Source organism: Okeania sp. SIO3B5 (assembly GCF_010692555.1).
Taxonomy (GTDB): Bacteria; Cyanobacteriota; Cyanobacteriia; order Cyanobacteriales; family Microcoleaceae; genus Okeania.
The window spans coordinates 1558-16427 of the sequence record NZ_JAAHHG010000200.1 but is presented as its reverse complement, the minus strand read 5'-3'; the positions used below and the strand labels follow the sequence as shown (position 1 = coordinate 16427).

The window sequence follows — 14870 nt, the reverse complement described above, 5'->3', positions numbered from 1 at the left end:
CTTTGACATCCTCCCCGGCTGTTAGGCACGGGGATTCCTACTGAGCCATAGCTCCTCGGCGGGTTGACGCTTCACAGGGTGCTGCTTCCTTGGCGGTAGTCTAACGCTTCCCTCCACGTCCGTTTAGAGTTTCCGAGTGCCCCCCGGCAACTAATAATACTATAGCATATATTCAATTGACTTACAAATAAAATAAAAAGTCGCCCTACAAGGGCGAGGCTTTAAACCCAATTTTTCGGTAAAAATTACAGCATCAGCTTTTTAGCTTTAGAGTATGTTTCATTAATTTTGCATGACTACTTATAGTTTCATAGTTTCATATATCCTCACTTTTGACTTTTGACTTCTGACTTTTAAATTTGAACTCCTGACTCCTGTCTCCTGACTCCTGACTCCTTCTTCAACAACCAACGTTTTTTCCAATGAGATGTAGGTTCTAGGGACGATTTTTGTTGTTCTAACTGGCGACGATGCACAATAATTTCTGCCGAGTCTGATAAGTGGGGGTCTCGGTAGGGAATACTAGCGCGAGTTAGTAAATGTTCTTTTTCTTTTTGAGAAAGTGGGGGTAAATATTCTTCAGTAAAACTGGCCACTGTTCCTGGCGATCGCCTACCTACTGGTGCAGTAGAGCCAATTTTTAAATGAGCATTAATTAATGCTGTTCTGACTGCTGCGGAGCAGGAATATGTTGCTAGATAACCATCAGGTTTGAGAAAGCTACCTACTAAGTGCAAAAATTCTACTGTCCAAAGTTGAGGACAACTGGGTGGAGAAAAGGGGTCAAGAAATATAGCATCAGCCTGGAAAGCAGAGTTATTTAGTTCTTGAATCGTAATTCTAGCGTCCCCGATCGACAGTTTGGCTTGAATTTTTTCTGTTTGTAATTGATGGGTATTAGCTAGAGTAGCTAATAATTCTGGCACAGGATGAGGCCAATTATCTAGAAGATTTGTAGCGATCGCTGTTTTTGGTACCTCTGGATCTAACTCTAGGCCCACCAATTGAACTTTACAACCAGGATTAATTTTCCAGATGGCTGCTAAAGCAGAGGCAGTGTTATATCCTAGTCCATAACAAACGTCAAGTAGGCACACCACGGGTTGATGTACTCTAGATAATAGTTGAACTGGGTAAACAAACTTAAATTCTGCTTCTTGTTGAGCGCCAAAATTAGAGTGAAAAGTTTCACCAAATTCGGGTGAAAAAAAAGTAAAAGAGCCATCTGCTGTTAGTTGTGGTATGAACTTATGATTTGTCAATTTTTCCTCTGAAATAGTTATCTAAATGAATAAACAGAAAAAATTATACTTACCTCTTTGGTTTCCTTATCCTAGTTCTTGGTTAAAGGCTTTAATTATGGTTTATTTTCTAATTATTTTAGTTACCGTAATTAATGGTTTAAAACTAGGAATATATTTTTGGCAAAAACTAGGGGGAAGTTTAGAGTTATTCATTTGTATGAGTATTATTTTTCTGTTTTTTTTGATTCCTGTTTTCGCTTTTTTGCATCATTACCTTATTTTGATTTTTCATATTTTTCGGAAAATATTCAATCGAAGTTATCAGTATAATTTTTTCTTATTCCCGCCAATTACAAGTTGGTGGAAAGCTTTATATAGTTGGTTGATAATTATTATTAGTACTCTGGCAGCAACTTTAATATATACATTAATTTTGCCTTGGTTTAACCTAAATTATCAAATTGCAATTTTAGAAAAAAGTCAATTTTTATATCCTGAAACATCTATCGAACGGTTACTTTTATTTGTATTTATTAGTGTTTGGCTAATTGTAGCAGCTAAATTATATCAGTTTGAATTTTCATCTAAAAGTTTTTTGGTATTGAACAAAATATATAGTCCTACTCTAAAAAATATAAAACCACCCAAACAACCTCAGATTAATTTGATTGAAGAAGGAAGAAGGAAGAAGGAAGAAGGTATCCCCCCTTGCCCCCCTTTGAAAGGGGGGAGGAAAAAGCGGATGGGGACTCAAACCCCAAGCAATTGTAAACACAGTGTAGACGGCGGGGTATTTAACCAAAAAGAAAAAGATAAAACAGAGAATGAATTGGCAAAAACTAGCACCTATTCTGGAGCTAAAATCACAAATAAACCTCAATCAGTATTGGGGGAAGAAAAAGTTAAGCCAGTTCATCAAATAGAAAAAAGTAATTACTTACAAAAAATCCAGAAAACAATCAAAAACAATATTTTGGTATTACTAATTATTCCTTTACTTGCACTAGGCGTATATGGATTTTCTCAATGGCAATTAATGTCCGAAAATTATGTAGTTACAGTACCGGAAATACCCTCACCAATAGTCAAAAAAATTGAGCCCGAAAACCTAGAAGTTGAAGAAGTAAAAACTCAAACTACACCTCTAGTCAAAAAAATTGAGCCCGAAAACCTAGAAGTTGAAGAAGTAAAAACTCAACCTACACCTCTATATTCTCCAAGCCCAAAAACAACTCTTGTATTACCACCACCAGACCCATTTAAACTTGCAGTTAATCGAGCTATAAATGCAGCAGAAATGGCTCAGTATGCCCAGACTAAAATAGAATGGGAAGCAGTAGCAAGTCAGTGGCAAGACGCAACAGAATTTATGAAAATAGTACCAGCATCTCATCCTAAATATAAACAAGCCAGAAAAAAAATCATAGAATATCAAGGCTATGCTGACTATGCAATTAGAGTAGCGAAAATTAAAAAGTAGTTCAACAATTAATAATTAATAATTAATAATTAATAATTAAACGCCCTGTTTACGGTGGGAATTAAACCTAAAATAAAAAGATAAAAACAAATATTTGCTATTCATTATTCAGAGGTAATTAGTTATGGTTCAGTACAGATTTATCGAGCTTGCTAAACAGGGAAATTCTAAATCTATCGCTACCTTATTAAATGGGACGTTACATCCTCAAGGCATTAATGCAAAAGTTAGTGCAGTAAATGGATGGTTACACATACTCTTAGAATCTGAAAAATTACCAGAGAGAAGTTATATCGTAGAGATAGTTAGACATCAATTAATAGAATTAGCTCCTGAGTCAATTAAAAGAGTTAAATTACTAATTAAAAGATACAGTGATGATTATGCAATTTGGAGTCAGGAGTTTGATTTAGAATTAAATTCTTCATCTAGTTTAATTTGGCATAATGTTGACGATAATCAACAATATAGATTTGATTCAAAATCAAACATTAATACTATCAACAATAGAAGTTGGAATCATCTCAAAATGAGTCAGATAACTCTAGGGATAGTTGTCTTAATCTTATTAATGGCAGTATTTGTTTTTATCAGTAAAATGTCAGTGAGGCGATCGTCACAAACTATAAATAGTTTTATATCATGTCCGCTTGAATACTTACACTTAGGAGAAAGGAAGGCATAAGACATAAGGCAGAAGGCAGAAGGGAATATTGGTTCAAAGGGAGAAGGTTTTTTTGATCATTGACTATTTGGACATGATATTACCTATTATTAGAAGAAGAAAACTTGATTTAATTTAGTAGATATGACTAATAAAAATTTTCTTATTTCTCCTCAGTGGTTAGTAGACCATCTCAATGACCCAAACCTCATGATCATTGACTGTCGTTTCTCTTTAGCTGATCCAGAATTAGGCCAGAAACAATATCAAGATGCTCATATTCCTGGGGCATTCTATTTCGACCTTAACCAGGACCTTTCCAGTGCAGTACAAAAACATGGCGGACGTCACCCATTACCCGATACTGATAAACTTGCACAAAAATTAGCAACTATAGGTGTTAAATACCAAGAAACTCTAATTGTGGCTTATGATGATTCTCGCTTTGCCTTTGCTTCCCGTCTATGGTGGTTATTGACATACATGGGCCATGAAAAAGTTGCTCTCTTAGATGGCGGTTTTTCTGAGTGGCAAAAAAAATATCCAATTACTAATGAAATTTCTACCCCACAAACAGGTTTTTTTGAACCACAAATTCAATCCAAAATGGTAGTAGATATAGAAACAGTTAAAGCCAAAAAAGATTTACCAGAAGTAGTATTAGTTGATTCGCGAGATAGCGATCGCTACTTAGGAAAACATGAACCTATTGACCCTATTGCTGGTCATATTCCTGGGGCGGTTAATTATCCTTGGAAACAAGTTACTGATGAAAATTCTCTGGCAAAAGTTGACGAACAAATTCAACGGTGGGAAAAGGTTAAAAATGCTGAAGAAGTTATTATTTATTGTGGCTCTGGTGTGACTGCTTGTGTTAATTTATGGTCGTTAAAAATGGCAGGTATTAATACAGGAAAACTTTATGCAGGTAGTTGGAGTGATTGGTGTTCATATTTAACAGATAAAGGGAGTAGTTCAACAATTAATAATTAATAATTAATAATTAATAATTAGGTAAGTATTCAGCTATCAGCTATTGATAATAGGAAGAGTTCATTAATTGATAATGGATAATGGATAATTACCTCTGGTTAAAACTGTTACGAAATTGAATATAAGGAAATATTATTTCTTCTTTTGGTCGATGGTTGGACAGCGAGGAGACCTCACCATCCCAACCTACGGGAAGCTGCGAATATCGACCGCTGTCTTGGTTGATTGGATATGGTTAGGAAACCCATCCATCCCTCAACCGCTTTTTTTTCCTTAAAAGGGGAGGCTTTAAACAAGAATTATTTAATTATTAATTATTCGGTAAAAGCAATTGAGAAATTTGGATATAATTAAAACTTAATGTCAAATTACGCTCCTTCAACCTGAGAAGGAATTATTCACTATTTGCTGAATTGCTGACTTCTAAGAGCTGTTTGCTTACGTTGTTAATTATTGAAACAAGCATCTAAATAATGGTTAATCTTTGCTATAATTTAATTGCTTTTAACCCCTGAAGTAACTGCATTGTCCTACAACCATTAAGCTAAGATTAAGAGCCTTGCAAGAGTTTATAATTATAAGGTTATAGCTATAGATTATGTCGAGCAGTTATTAAACCCCATTGAATAGGAAAATCTTGATATGTATGAAAGTATAAAAAGTACACTTAGCAGATATCCTGCAGTATACGAGCCATTACGCAAAACATTAAACACGTACAGAAACCTGAAAATACAATACAACAACAACAGAAGACTTAGAAAAATACAAAAGCAAATATGGACACATATTAAGCATAAAAACTCTGTTTTCTTTGTGCAAGTTGGCTCAAATGATGGGTCTCATGGAGATCCTATTCGGGATTTAGTTATCAGAAATACAAATTGGAAGGGCATATTTATTGAGCCTATTCCTTTTCTTTTCGAGAGATTAAAAAAGAACTATAACAATTCTGAACGATTTATTTTTGAAAAGATTGCTATATCCACCCAAAGAGGTTTTCAGAAATTCTATTATGTTTGTGAGGAAGCAAAAACAGAATTAGGAGGTCTACCAGAATGGTATGATCAATTAGGTTCTTTTGATAGAAATCATATACTTAAACATCTTCAAGGGAAGCTTGAACCCTATATTATTGAAGAAGATATTGAAACTATAACTATGCAAGAAATCTTTGATAGAAATAATGTAGAAGTAATAGATCTTCTTCATATAGATACAGAAGGATTTGATTATAAAGTACTATCACAAGTTGATTTTTTGAGATATAAACCTTGTGTTATTATGTATGAGCATAAGCATCTTTCTAATGATGAGAAAAATTTAGCAAAATCACTCTTGGAAAAATACAATTATAACTGCTTTTCTTGTGGTGGTGATACCTTAGCTTTTATCAATGGTTAATCAGTAAGTACTCAAATTAAACAAAGTCAAAAGTCAAAAGTCAAAAGTCAGAAATCAGAAGTTATTTCTGTAACGGGGATTTGAGCAACCCTCCAAAAATATTTCGCCTTAAAAGACGGGGTTGCGCGACCCAATTATTTTGATAAATATTTACAAACTTGGTTATTCCTATACAAGGTTTTGAGCTTTAATCTTGTACATCTGTTGACTAACTTCAACAATTAATAATAAAAAATAAATAAAATAAATTATCGCACAGAAATTACCAATTATTTCCCCCTAATCTGTACGGACGTTGCATGGAACTCTTTTCTGGAGATGCCTAATATCATGCTTCGGATAATTACTTATAATAAAATTTTTGTTTGTAGTTGGGCTTGAGCCTCTGAAATACTTACTATTAGGGCTAAAGCCTAACTACGAGCCTAATTATAACTGTTCTGCCAAACATGATATAATTATTAATTATTCGGTAAAAAAAATTCACTTTATTTAATTGAACTTCATAACTTCAGAAACTGCTGTATCATTTTTATTCAATGTTTATTCCCTCTTCCTTCTAACTTCTAACTTTTAACTTTTAACTTTTAACTTCTAAATTTTGACTTTTGACTTTTGACTTTTGAATTCTTCACTTCTTAACTTCTTTAAAAATCAAAATAAATATAAGGCAAACCCTCCGGTGCCAATAACCAAACAGTAAACAAAAATACAGGCACTAACAAAACTTTCAACTGCCAATTTAACTGTAATTTCAGACCACGATGAAACCAATAATTAATCCCCATTGCCACCACAACTCCGCAAATTAACCACACCAACTGTAACCTTTCTAAACCCATCGCCTCCAAATAAACCTTATCCACAAATTGAACATCAGCATCATAATTCCACCAGTGAGAAAACACCCAAAAAGAATCCCTTAAATTCGGGAGTCGGAAAAATATCCAAGCACCAAAAACCATACTCTGAGTTAACAACCAACTAATTAAAATTCCAGGCAAACTTTCCCATACTTTTTTGACCTTAAAATGTTGAGAAATTGCCTCTATTAACCGATGAATTACTAATGCCAAACCATGCAAAACTCCCCAAACAATAAATCCCCAAGCAGCACCATGCCAAATACCAGCAATTAACATCACAGTTAACAAATTCAAACAAGTCCGAAATAAACCTACCCTTGAACCCCCCAAAGGAAAATATAAATAGTTTCTCAACCAATCTCCCAAAGTTGTATGCCACCTCCGCCAAAATTCTGCAATACTTGTGCTCAAATAAGGAAAATCAAAATTTTGTGGCAAACTTAAACCCATTAAAAAAGCACTACCACGGGCAATATCAACATAAGCAGTAAAATCAAGATAAAGTTGTAATCCATAAGCAACTGTTGCTAACCATAGATCGCCACTTCCAGCACGTTGTAAATTACTAAAACTCAGGTCTACAAAAATTCCTAAATTATCAGCTATTAAAGCTTTTTTAACTGCACCAGTCGCAATTAACCAAATTCCTTCCGTTATTTGCTCTAAAGTTGGTAATTTTAAAGCTGGAGTTTTCACTAAAGCTTGAGTAGTTTTTTTCCCAACCATTCCTAACTGATTTTGCAGATAATGATAACGAGTTATCGGACCAGAAATAAGCTTCGGAAAAAATAACTTATAAGATGTAAATTCTAATAAAGAAGAAGCCGAAGGAGCGCCTCGATAAACATCAATTAGATAAGCAAGACATTCAAAGCAGAAAAAACTTAAACCTAATGGTGCAATTACATGACTATCAACCCAATTAGCATTCTCTAAAATATTAGGTATATTGTAGAGAATGCCAATACTATTTAATAAAAAAGGTATATATTTGAAACTTAATAAAAGTAAGATATTGCAGATTATACCTAACCACAATAATAGCAAGCGACGGCGGTTCCATTGTTTATTAGCAATACGCCAATCTTTTGGTTCCCCAATAGCTTGAGCAAGGTAAAAATTCAATAGGGTAATTATTAATAATAGTGGAATATATTGAGGTTGAATAGTAGCGTAGAAAAGAAAACTCGCAACTAAGAGGACAAACACTCGCCAAGACTGTCGTGGCATTAACCAATAAAGTCCCAACACTATTAATAGGAATAGAGCGTAGTTAAAAGAGATAAAAGTCATACCGTTTCATGGAAGTCAAAAGTAAGATGTTGAAGTCAAAAGTCAAAAGTAAGATTTTATAGGTTTAGAGACTTCTTGTAAAAGGAATATTAAGCCGCGAACCAAAATCTTAACTGCCCCCTGTAACCCACCGAACATATCGAACATTACAGCAGTTTTCATTTCAGTAGACCACAGTAGGGAGTGAATGGCCATTCGCCCCTACAGTATTTTGGTTATGACGATGTGGTTTATCAATCTGAAAAGCGCTGTAAGCACTCTATTTGTAACGTTCTTTTTTCACGCTTGGTATTATTCAGTTATTAGTTATCAAGTTATCAGTACCTCAGGTCATCTAATTACTTTAATTCTGACTTTTGACTTTTTACTTTTGACTTTTGACTTAAAAATCTGACTTCTGACTGAATAAAAAAAAATTCCAAAAGTACTTGTCAAAATTATATTTAGTCTGCTAGTATAGTTAAGCAGTTAAAAAAAGCCGGGATAGCTCAGTTGGTAGAGCAGAGGACTGAAAATCCTCGTGTCGGCGGTTCAAGTCCGCCTCCTGGCATTCGCCCTTGCATAAATGCAGGATAATTTTAATAGTTTTGTGGAAGTAGAATGGAGACTTTGGCCGTTCCTTATATTTTTGGGTAGGCAGGATATCCACTCAACTTATATTCGTCCCGCCCCTCAGCAATGTCTGGCATTCTAACCCCTATTATTCCTTTATAGTCCTACGCATTAAGGTGTTTGACATTTCTCAACCCTGTTAGCGGAGCATTTGAGCACCGAAAACCCTTTAACAGTTTACTATTCCCTATTCCCTATTCCCTATTCGTTTAAATTAAAACACAAAAAAAAATCATAAATAGGAAGATTAAACGTCTTACTTATAAATCGACTTGACTTACAAGATTGGACTTACATAGCTAACTTTAGATACTGCCCATGGCCTAAAGCAGGCCGTGTCCAGGAATAGTAGCTCTGGTTAAGTCCTTACGAAAGTTGACGTTTCTTGTAGTTTTGTCTTTAGTTCAACAATAAAGATAAAGGTAGATTATGTTTCTAGAAAAGCTCAAACAGTGGTCTCAAAAAGTTCTAGTTGGATTAATAGTAGCGTTTCTCCTGAGTATGACTTTTCCTTCACAAGTTTTCGCTGCTACTCTCTTGCAAAAACCAATTATAGAATTAACTAATGCAGAGTTTTCGACACCAAGTCAACCTAATAGTTATTATGCAGCAAATGATCCTCCAACTCTTATGCAGATGTCGAATAGTTTGCTGAAATTACTGAAGCATCAAAGTTTTGAGCTATAAAATCATAATGCATGACTTTTGACTTTTGAATTCCGTGAAACGGTAGTACAAGGAGAACTCACCGGTTGTACAAGTGGTTATTTTGATGCAAACGCATAAGCAAACAGGACTCCACAAGAGTTTAAAAATGTTTTAGATAGTCTTAATTTTTTAGTGAGTGGATGCAGATAAACGAATAATTTTCCTTGGAGTCCCTTGGTAACGGGGCGATCGCGCTCTCTCATACCTCTAGTAACTCAACCCTAGGTACTCCAATTCTAACTAAAATTCACCAGTAGCGAGCATATTTATCCATGCGACTCGCTGTCACATTTTGCTGGCAATTTTAATAGAAATTCTCAATAATTTTATAGCAAATCACCAAAATATTTGACCTAAATAAATCCTAAAACTCAGTCAGGGATTATTTTTTACTTTTGACTAGGGCAAACTAAATATTAATAATAATTATCTTTAATTTATCAAAAAATTATTTAAGCAGTTGACATTGACTTCACGGTAGCTATTCGGTCGTGTTGCAGCAAAATTAAAACACTTAAAACACTTTGAATACCCCAAATTAATTAATCTATGGTGCATTTCAAGACCAAGCAAAAAGAGAAATTAACAGACCCGTTACCAGGTGGTGACACTACTGAAAAGGGAGGAAGTATGGCTATGTTAGCCACCTTGACTCCCGCTCCTGTGGCAGCCGCTCCAGGAAAAGGCAGAAATCCTCATAAATTGGAGAAAGAGGATACAGAAAACGAGTTTTGGCAGGTATGGTGCGACCATCGAGACCGACTTTATCGCTGCTGTTTGAGGTTGATGAACTCTAACCATGCAGATGCCGAGGATGCTCTGAGTGAGGCAATGGTGAAGGCATTGGATAAGGTGCGCAAGTTCGCCGGGAAAATTGCTAATTTGCCTGCTTGGTTGATGACTCTGACTCGCAATTTATGTCTCGATATCATCCGCAAACGTTCTCGGGGAGCTGTGGGTGTTGATGATATAGAGTGGGTTGGTGATAGTGGAGAAATGGGAGTGGCGTCGGCGGTTGAGTTGCCGGAGCAGGTTTTGGAGAAGGATGAGAGGTCGGTGGTTATTCGACGGGCGATCGCTTCTTTGCCCGGACGGATGCGGGAAACTTTTATTTTACATTTTTATGAAGAGCTTTCTTATCAGGAAATAATCAAGCGGCAAGGAATTTCAATAGATTGTGTTTACAAGCGCATCTCCCAGGCCTGGAAAAAGTTGAAAGAGAAGTTGAGCGACTATTTTATTATGTCCCAGGTGGAGGCAGGAAAAATATCGCAGTCTCCACCCAAGAAAGAGGAAAGACCGTTGAAAAGGTCCCATGAAGTTTTGAAAGAAAATGAGAAGGCGACGGTAAAGAGGGAAACAGAGGCAGCTTTTGTGGAAGCGGTGGAAAAACCAGAGATGGTGGAGAGTCCGGTGGAGTCCCGGGAACAGGTTGAGGTGAAGATACCGGAGGCGGTGACTGCTTCGGCAGAAGTTGATGTGGATGTGGCGGAATGTTCGGAATCTGTTGAGCTTGTTGGGGAGGATATTTCTGATGTTGCTGGGGTTTGTGGAGAGAACGAGCTACGGCCGATATTGCCAGGAGAGTTGTCTCCTTCTACTCTGGAATTGACTTGGAGGAGGGATGTTTGGGAGTGCGCCCCATTACCTGAGTGTGGGCGGGAGATGTTGGCGGCGTGTTTAATTAGAGAGGTTATCGATCCAGAAAACAGTGTTGCGCACAAGGGTGCTGTGGGAAATTGGTGGAGACTGTCTAGAGGGACGCTTTCTTCTATTCTTGACATGGTGGGTGTTGTCATTAGAAGATTTTTTAATGTCCCAGATTCCTCAAGGTCTTTTCCTCGGTTCCTGGTTAAGGGGAACAATGACGGCGAACGGCGACGATGGGTGATGGGGGCTAGATTGGTGGAGATGGTAGGGGCGATCGGCTTAAAAATCCCTAGGCTATCCGTATGGTAACTGCTGCCTGCTGGCAATTTCGTAGATTGTGGTAGTTTTGTTGCCTACTTAGATACGGGATGACAAGTGGGGCAATCGCAACCAGTGGGTCTATCAAGGAACTTAGTTTCCGATACTTATGGTCTTGACGAACATATAGACCGGAAGATACTGGAAGAGTATAGGATTAGGGATGGAAGGGAAAAGCGCGATCGCAGTAGTAATGCATATTATGGAAAGAAGAAAAAACATATGTCAGAAAAAAGAACCGACATGCGTCAATTATAAGAACTGCTAGATTGATTTCATGTTCTAGCACTTAATCTCAAAAAAAACAGAGGAAAACGGAGAAAAAATGAAAAAATTTCTGGCTGCACTAGCAGTAATTTTAGTCGCAATGGTTGTAGTAAGTTCCCCGGTCTTGGCCTTGAGTGAGCAAATAGAAGAGATACAGAATTTCTACGATGCGGAGAAAGCAGTAACCAAAGTAGTAAACATCAACATCAAGGAAGAGGATCTAGAAAAATTAAAACTTGCTGGATACACTCTTTGTTTTGCGAAGAACGTCAGAGATCAATATAATGTGGTGTGGAGTTCAAGCACTGATTATCTACCTACAAACAATTTCACATGGACACCGCAATACGAAATCTTCGGTTCTAATGAATTTATAAAGGGTGTAAAAGTCAAAGTATCAACAGGCCCGAAGGCAATGGAACTCGGACAAACAATCCAGTTAAAGGCTTCTGGAGTATTCGGTACCCCGGAAAAAGGAGGAGAGTCGAATACGCTGACGGTGATAAACGATTACAAAGATATCCATATAGGAGTAATGCAAGAATACACGGATATAAATGGAAAGTTGCAGGTTGAACCCATATACAATTCCCTAATACCCGAAATAAAGGGAACGGACACGCTGAACCCAGTGGACAAAGTGCAAATCTGGTTCGAGCGAGATATGGATACAGGAACAATGATAGAAAATGTGAAGAGTAAAAAGATTGAAGTTGATTTAACGAAGGCGAACGAGGCCACGGTGATGTATGCGGATGAGGAATGGGAAAAGATCTAAGGAAATAAAACCCATGGTGGACCTAAAACAACCCTCCGAAGACTACTAAATTTTTGCGTCGATCAGACGGCGAGCGTAAACCTGATTGCGACTCGCCGTATAGAATGAAGATTGGTAAGCCTCAAAAAAAAATGTTCTGTAAAATCTCAATTGGGTATATACGGATGTCAGGAATAACTGTGCGGATAAAGGGGTAATAGTATAAAGGTTGTGATTAGGTGGAAGTTGGAAGTACTTGTTCGATAGTCGAACCGTGAAGAAAAAAATAAGCTAAAGTTGAGGGCCGGTTGGGAAAAATAGATGGAGCAAGAGGAGAAAGAGACAGAGTGTAAGAGAAAAGCGTAGGAGTGGTGAAGGAAGCAAAAAGATCAAAGTAAAAGAGCTCAATGATGTAATGATGTAGTTAGGGGAGAAGGTGTGAGTGTATATGCGGAAGTGACGTGGGAAAAGGAAAAAAAAGAAGGAGGAAAAGCAAAGCGTGTAAAATACCCAGTGTAAGGATGGGAGGGAAGAAGGTGGTGTCAAACGATCATCACCCACAAATGCGCTCGCAGACCTCAAAGCGACATGCCGTGGAAATATGATAGAAATCAATGGCACCTTTCCAACTCAACACTCGGAACACCACTTCTAACCCAAATAAACCAACGGCGAGCGTATTCCTCAATGCGACTCGCCGTCGCATTTTGCTCATCATGCCGAGAAACCCGCACCAAAAACCGTTCCACCGTCATTTCAGTTATCAGTTATCAGTCCACCGATACCCAAAAAAATCCTTATTTCGCACAGTAATGTTAGCGAGTTCGACACGGGATGAGACAATAGTCGATCGCTTCACTCAATTAAGACTTCAAACGTTCCTGCAACCAACTTTCTAAATCTGCCAAACTATTAAACCTTAAAAATACCTCCACCAAATCCTCCACATCTGCTAAAGGCAAACCTTCTATCTGACTACTAATCTCATCATTAACCTCTCCAAAACGTTGAGTTATCAAAACTTTGACCAGAGCGATCGCTTGATTAAGCCGTCCTATTGCTTCCCCTTTAACTATCCCTATTGCTTCCCCTTTAACTATTCCTCTTGCTTCTCCAACTTCTTCTGCATAAGCTATCCTTCCTCTTTCATCTTGCATCGCTATCCCTCGGTTTTCAACTATCTCTAACTCTTCTGGAGTCATATTAATAAAGTTGGCAATATTTAAAGCTTGTTCTATTTTTTCAATTTCCCCTAAACTCTCTGGTATTTCATCAAAGCTAGCTGCCTCTTGCAGAAAATAAATCCACTTATCCGTCAAATTTTTTAACTCAGACAAACTTTTTTTAAACTTCGGCAGTTCCACAAAAATTAACCGCAATTCTTTTTCCAAGCATTTATACTTTTTAGTTTCCTCCTGAAACACAAATTTATTAATATAATCATCTTTATTAATATTATCATCAGTATTTTAAAACAAAATAAAATCTGTAATTGTGAGAGCTATTGCCGGATTTAATAAAGGATAATTCTCCCCTTTATCCAACTGATTAGCATAAGCTTTTGACAAATTGTAAGCCACCCGCTTATTAAAAGCAGTCATTGGTGCCACTTGCATTTCAATAATTACAATAGAACCGTCAACTAAAACTGCTTTAACATCCAAATAAGTTTCTTTTAAACTGATAATTTTACCAGGATTAAAAGGATTTACAATTGTTAAAGATTCAATGATTTTTTCTCCATCATAAATTATCGCATTCAGAAAACTGATTAAAATCTCTTTGCTTTGCTCAGAACCAAAGATTTTTTTAAAAGCATAATCGACCTTGGGATTGATAAATTTCATAGTAGTATTTCTCCCTATAAACGTTCCTGTAACCAACTTTCTAAATCTTGCAAACTATTAAAGCTTAAAAATACCTTCACCAAATCCTCCACATCTGCCAAAGGTAAACTTTCTATCTGACTACTAATCTCTTGAGAAACCTCTCCAAAACGTTGAGTTATTAACAGTTTTACTAGAGCGATCGCTTGATTAAGCCGTCCTATTGCTTCCCCTTTAACTATCCCTATTGCTTCCCCTTTAACTATCCCTTGTTGTTCTGCATAAGCTATCCTTCCTCTTTCATCTTGCATCGCTATACCTCGGTTTTCAACTATCTCTAACTCCTCTGGACTCATATTAATAAAATTAGCAATATTTAAAGCTTGTTCTATTTCTCCAACTTCCCCTAAACTCTCTGGTATCTCATCAAAACTAGCTGCCTCTTTCAGAAAATAAATCCACTTATCTGTCAAACTCTTTAACTCTGACAAACTTTTGTTAAATTTCGGCAATTCCACAAAAATTAAACGCAATTCTTTTTCCAAGCATTTATACTTTTTAGTTTCCTCCTGAAACACAAATTTATTAATATAATCATCTTTATTAATATTATCATCAGTATTTTAAAACAAAATAAAATCTGTAATTGTGAGAGCTATTGCCGGATTTAATAAAGGATAATTCTCCCCTTTATCCAACTGATTAGCATAAGCTTTTGACAAATTGTAAGCCACCCGCTTATTAAAAGCAGTCATTGGTGCCACTTGCATTTCAATAATTACAATAGA

At 36.6% G+C, this 14870-nt stretch carries 13 protein-coding genes, 1 tRNA gene and 2 pseudogenes; 9 read left to right on the top strand and 7 right to left on the bottom strand.

Annotated features, from left to right (window positions below; genetic code table 11):
* Positions 1 to 353: 353 nt before the first annotated feature.
* A complete protein-coding gene (locus F6K54_RS23490) occupies positions 354 to 1262 on the bottom strand; it encodes a tRNA (5-methylaminomethyl-2-thiouridine)(34)-methyltransferase MnmD (protein ID WP_293082687.1) in 909 nt (302 codons plus the stop codon).
* Between the two features lie 25 nt (positions 1263 to 1287).
* On the opposite strand from F6K54_RS23490, the gene F6K54_RS23485 reads away from it, so the two are divergent.
* The 4 genes from F6K54_RS23485 (at position 1288) to F6K54_RS23470 (ending at position 5785) form a co-directional block, all read left to right on the top strand.
* Entirely contained in the window at positions 1288 to 2724 is a 1437-nt protein-coding gene (locus F6K54_RS23485; RefSeq protein ID WP_293082684.1) for a hypothetical protein, read from the top strand.
* 124 nt (positions 2725 to 2848) lie between these two features.
* The gene (locus F6K54_RS23480) at positions 2849 to 3409 is read left to right on the top strand and encodes a hypothetical protein (protein ID WP_293082682.1); all 561 of its coding nucleotides are present in this window, start codon (positions 2849 to 2851) and stop codon (positions 3407 to 3409) included.
* A 123-nt stretch (positions 3410 to 3532) separates the two neighbouring features.
* Entirely contained in the window at positions 3533 to 4381 is an 849-nt protein-coding gene (locus tag F6K54_RS23475; protein ID WP_293082680.1) for a sulfurtransferase, read from the top strand.
* 642 nt (positions 4382 to 5023) lie between these two features.
* Entirely contained in the window at positions 5024 to 5785 is a 762-nt protein-coding gene (locus tag F6K54_RS23470; protein WP_293082677.1) for an FkbM family methyltransferase, read from the top strand.
* A 647-nt stretch (positions 5786 to 6432) separates the two neighbouring features.
* Here F6K54_RS23470 and F6K54_RS23465 read toward each other — a convergent pair.
* Complete coding sequence (locus F6K54_RS23465) at positions 6433 to 7944, bottom strand: MBOAT family protein (protein ID WP_293082674.1); 1512 nt, start codon at positions 7942 to 7944, stop codon at positions 6433 to 6435.
* Between the two features lie 477 nt (positions 7945 to 8421).
* Here F6K54_RS23465 and F6K54_RS23460 point away from each other — a divergent pair.
* The 5 genes from F6K54_RS23460 (at position 8422) to F6K54_RS23440 (ending at position 12277) form a co-directional block, all read left to right on the top strand.
* Positions 8422 to 8494 (top strand) — tRNA-Phe (locus tag F6K54_RS23460).
* A gap of 491 nt (positions 8495 to 8985) precedes the next feature.
* Positions 8986 to 9243 (top strand): hypothetical protein, encoded by a 258-nt coding sequence (locus F6K54_RS23455; RefSeq protein ID WP_293082673.1) that lies wholly within the window; start codon positions 8986 to 8988, stop codon positions 9241 to 9243.
* A gap of 570 nt (positions 9244 to 9813) precedes the next feature.
* The gene (locus F6K54_RS23450; RefSeq protein WP_293082670.1) at positions 9814 to 11223 is read left to right on the top strand and encodes an RNA polymerase sigma factor; all 1410 of its coding nucleotides are present in this window, start codon (positions 9814 to 9816) and stop codon (positions 11221 to 11223) included.
* Between the two features lie 66 nt (positions 11224 to 11289).
* Entirely contained in the window at positions 11290 to 11490 is a 201-nt protein-coding gene (locus F6K54_RS23445) for a hypothetical protein (RefSeq protein WP_293082666.1), read from the top strand.
* 67 nt (positions 11491 to 11557) lie between these two features.
* Complete coding sequence (locus F6K54_RS23440; RefSeq protein ID WP_293082662.1) at positions 11558 to 12277, top strand: hypothetical protein; 720 nt, start codon at positions 11558 to 11560, stop codon at positions 12275 to 12277.
* Positions 12278 to 12867: 590 nt separating this feature from the next.
* Here F6K54_RS23440 and F6K54_RS23435 read toward each other — a convergent pair.
* From F6K54_RS23435 to F6K54_RS43125, 5 genes and pseudogenes are all read right to left on the bottom strand, one after another.
* On the bottom strand, positions 12868 to 13011 hold the full coding sequence (locus F6K54_RS23435) for a hypothetical protein (protein WP_293082658.1): 144 nt from the start codon (positions 13009 to 13011) through the stop codon (positions 12868 to 12870).
* 108 nt (positions 13012 to 13119) lie between these two features.
* Positions 13120 to 13413 carry a DUF4351 domain-containing protein gene (locus tag F6K54_RS43135; protein WP_366558208.1) on the bottom strand — a complete coding sequence of 98 codons (294 nt, stop codon included), beginning with the start codon at positions 13411 to 13413 and terminating at the stop codon, positions 13120 to 13122.
* Positions 13393 to 14103, bottom strand: a pseudogene (locus F6K54_RS23430) (Rpn family recombination-promoting nuclease/putative transposase); the annotation flags it as partial. The gene F6K54_RS43135 and the pseudogene F6K54_RS23430, both read right to left, overlap by 21 nt.
* A gap of 14 nt (positions 14104 to 14117) precedes the next feature.
* A complete protein-coding gene (locus tag F6K54_RS43130) occupies positions 14118 to 14393 on the bottom strand; it encodes a DUF4351 domain-containing protein (RefSeq protein WP_366558207.1) in 276 nt (91 codons plus the stop codon).
* A pseudogene (locus F6K54_RS43125) lies at positions 14373 to 14861 on the bottom strand (Rpn family recombination-promoting nuclease/putative transposase); the annotation flags it as partial. The pseudogene F6K54_RS43125 and the gene F6K54_RS43130, both read right to left, overlap by 21 nt.
* Between the last annotated feature and the right edge of the window lie 9 nt (positions 14862 to 14870).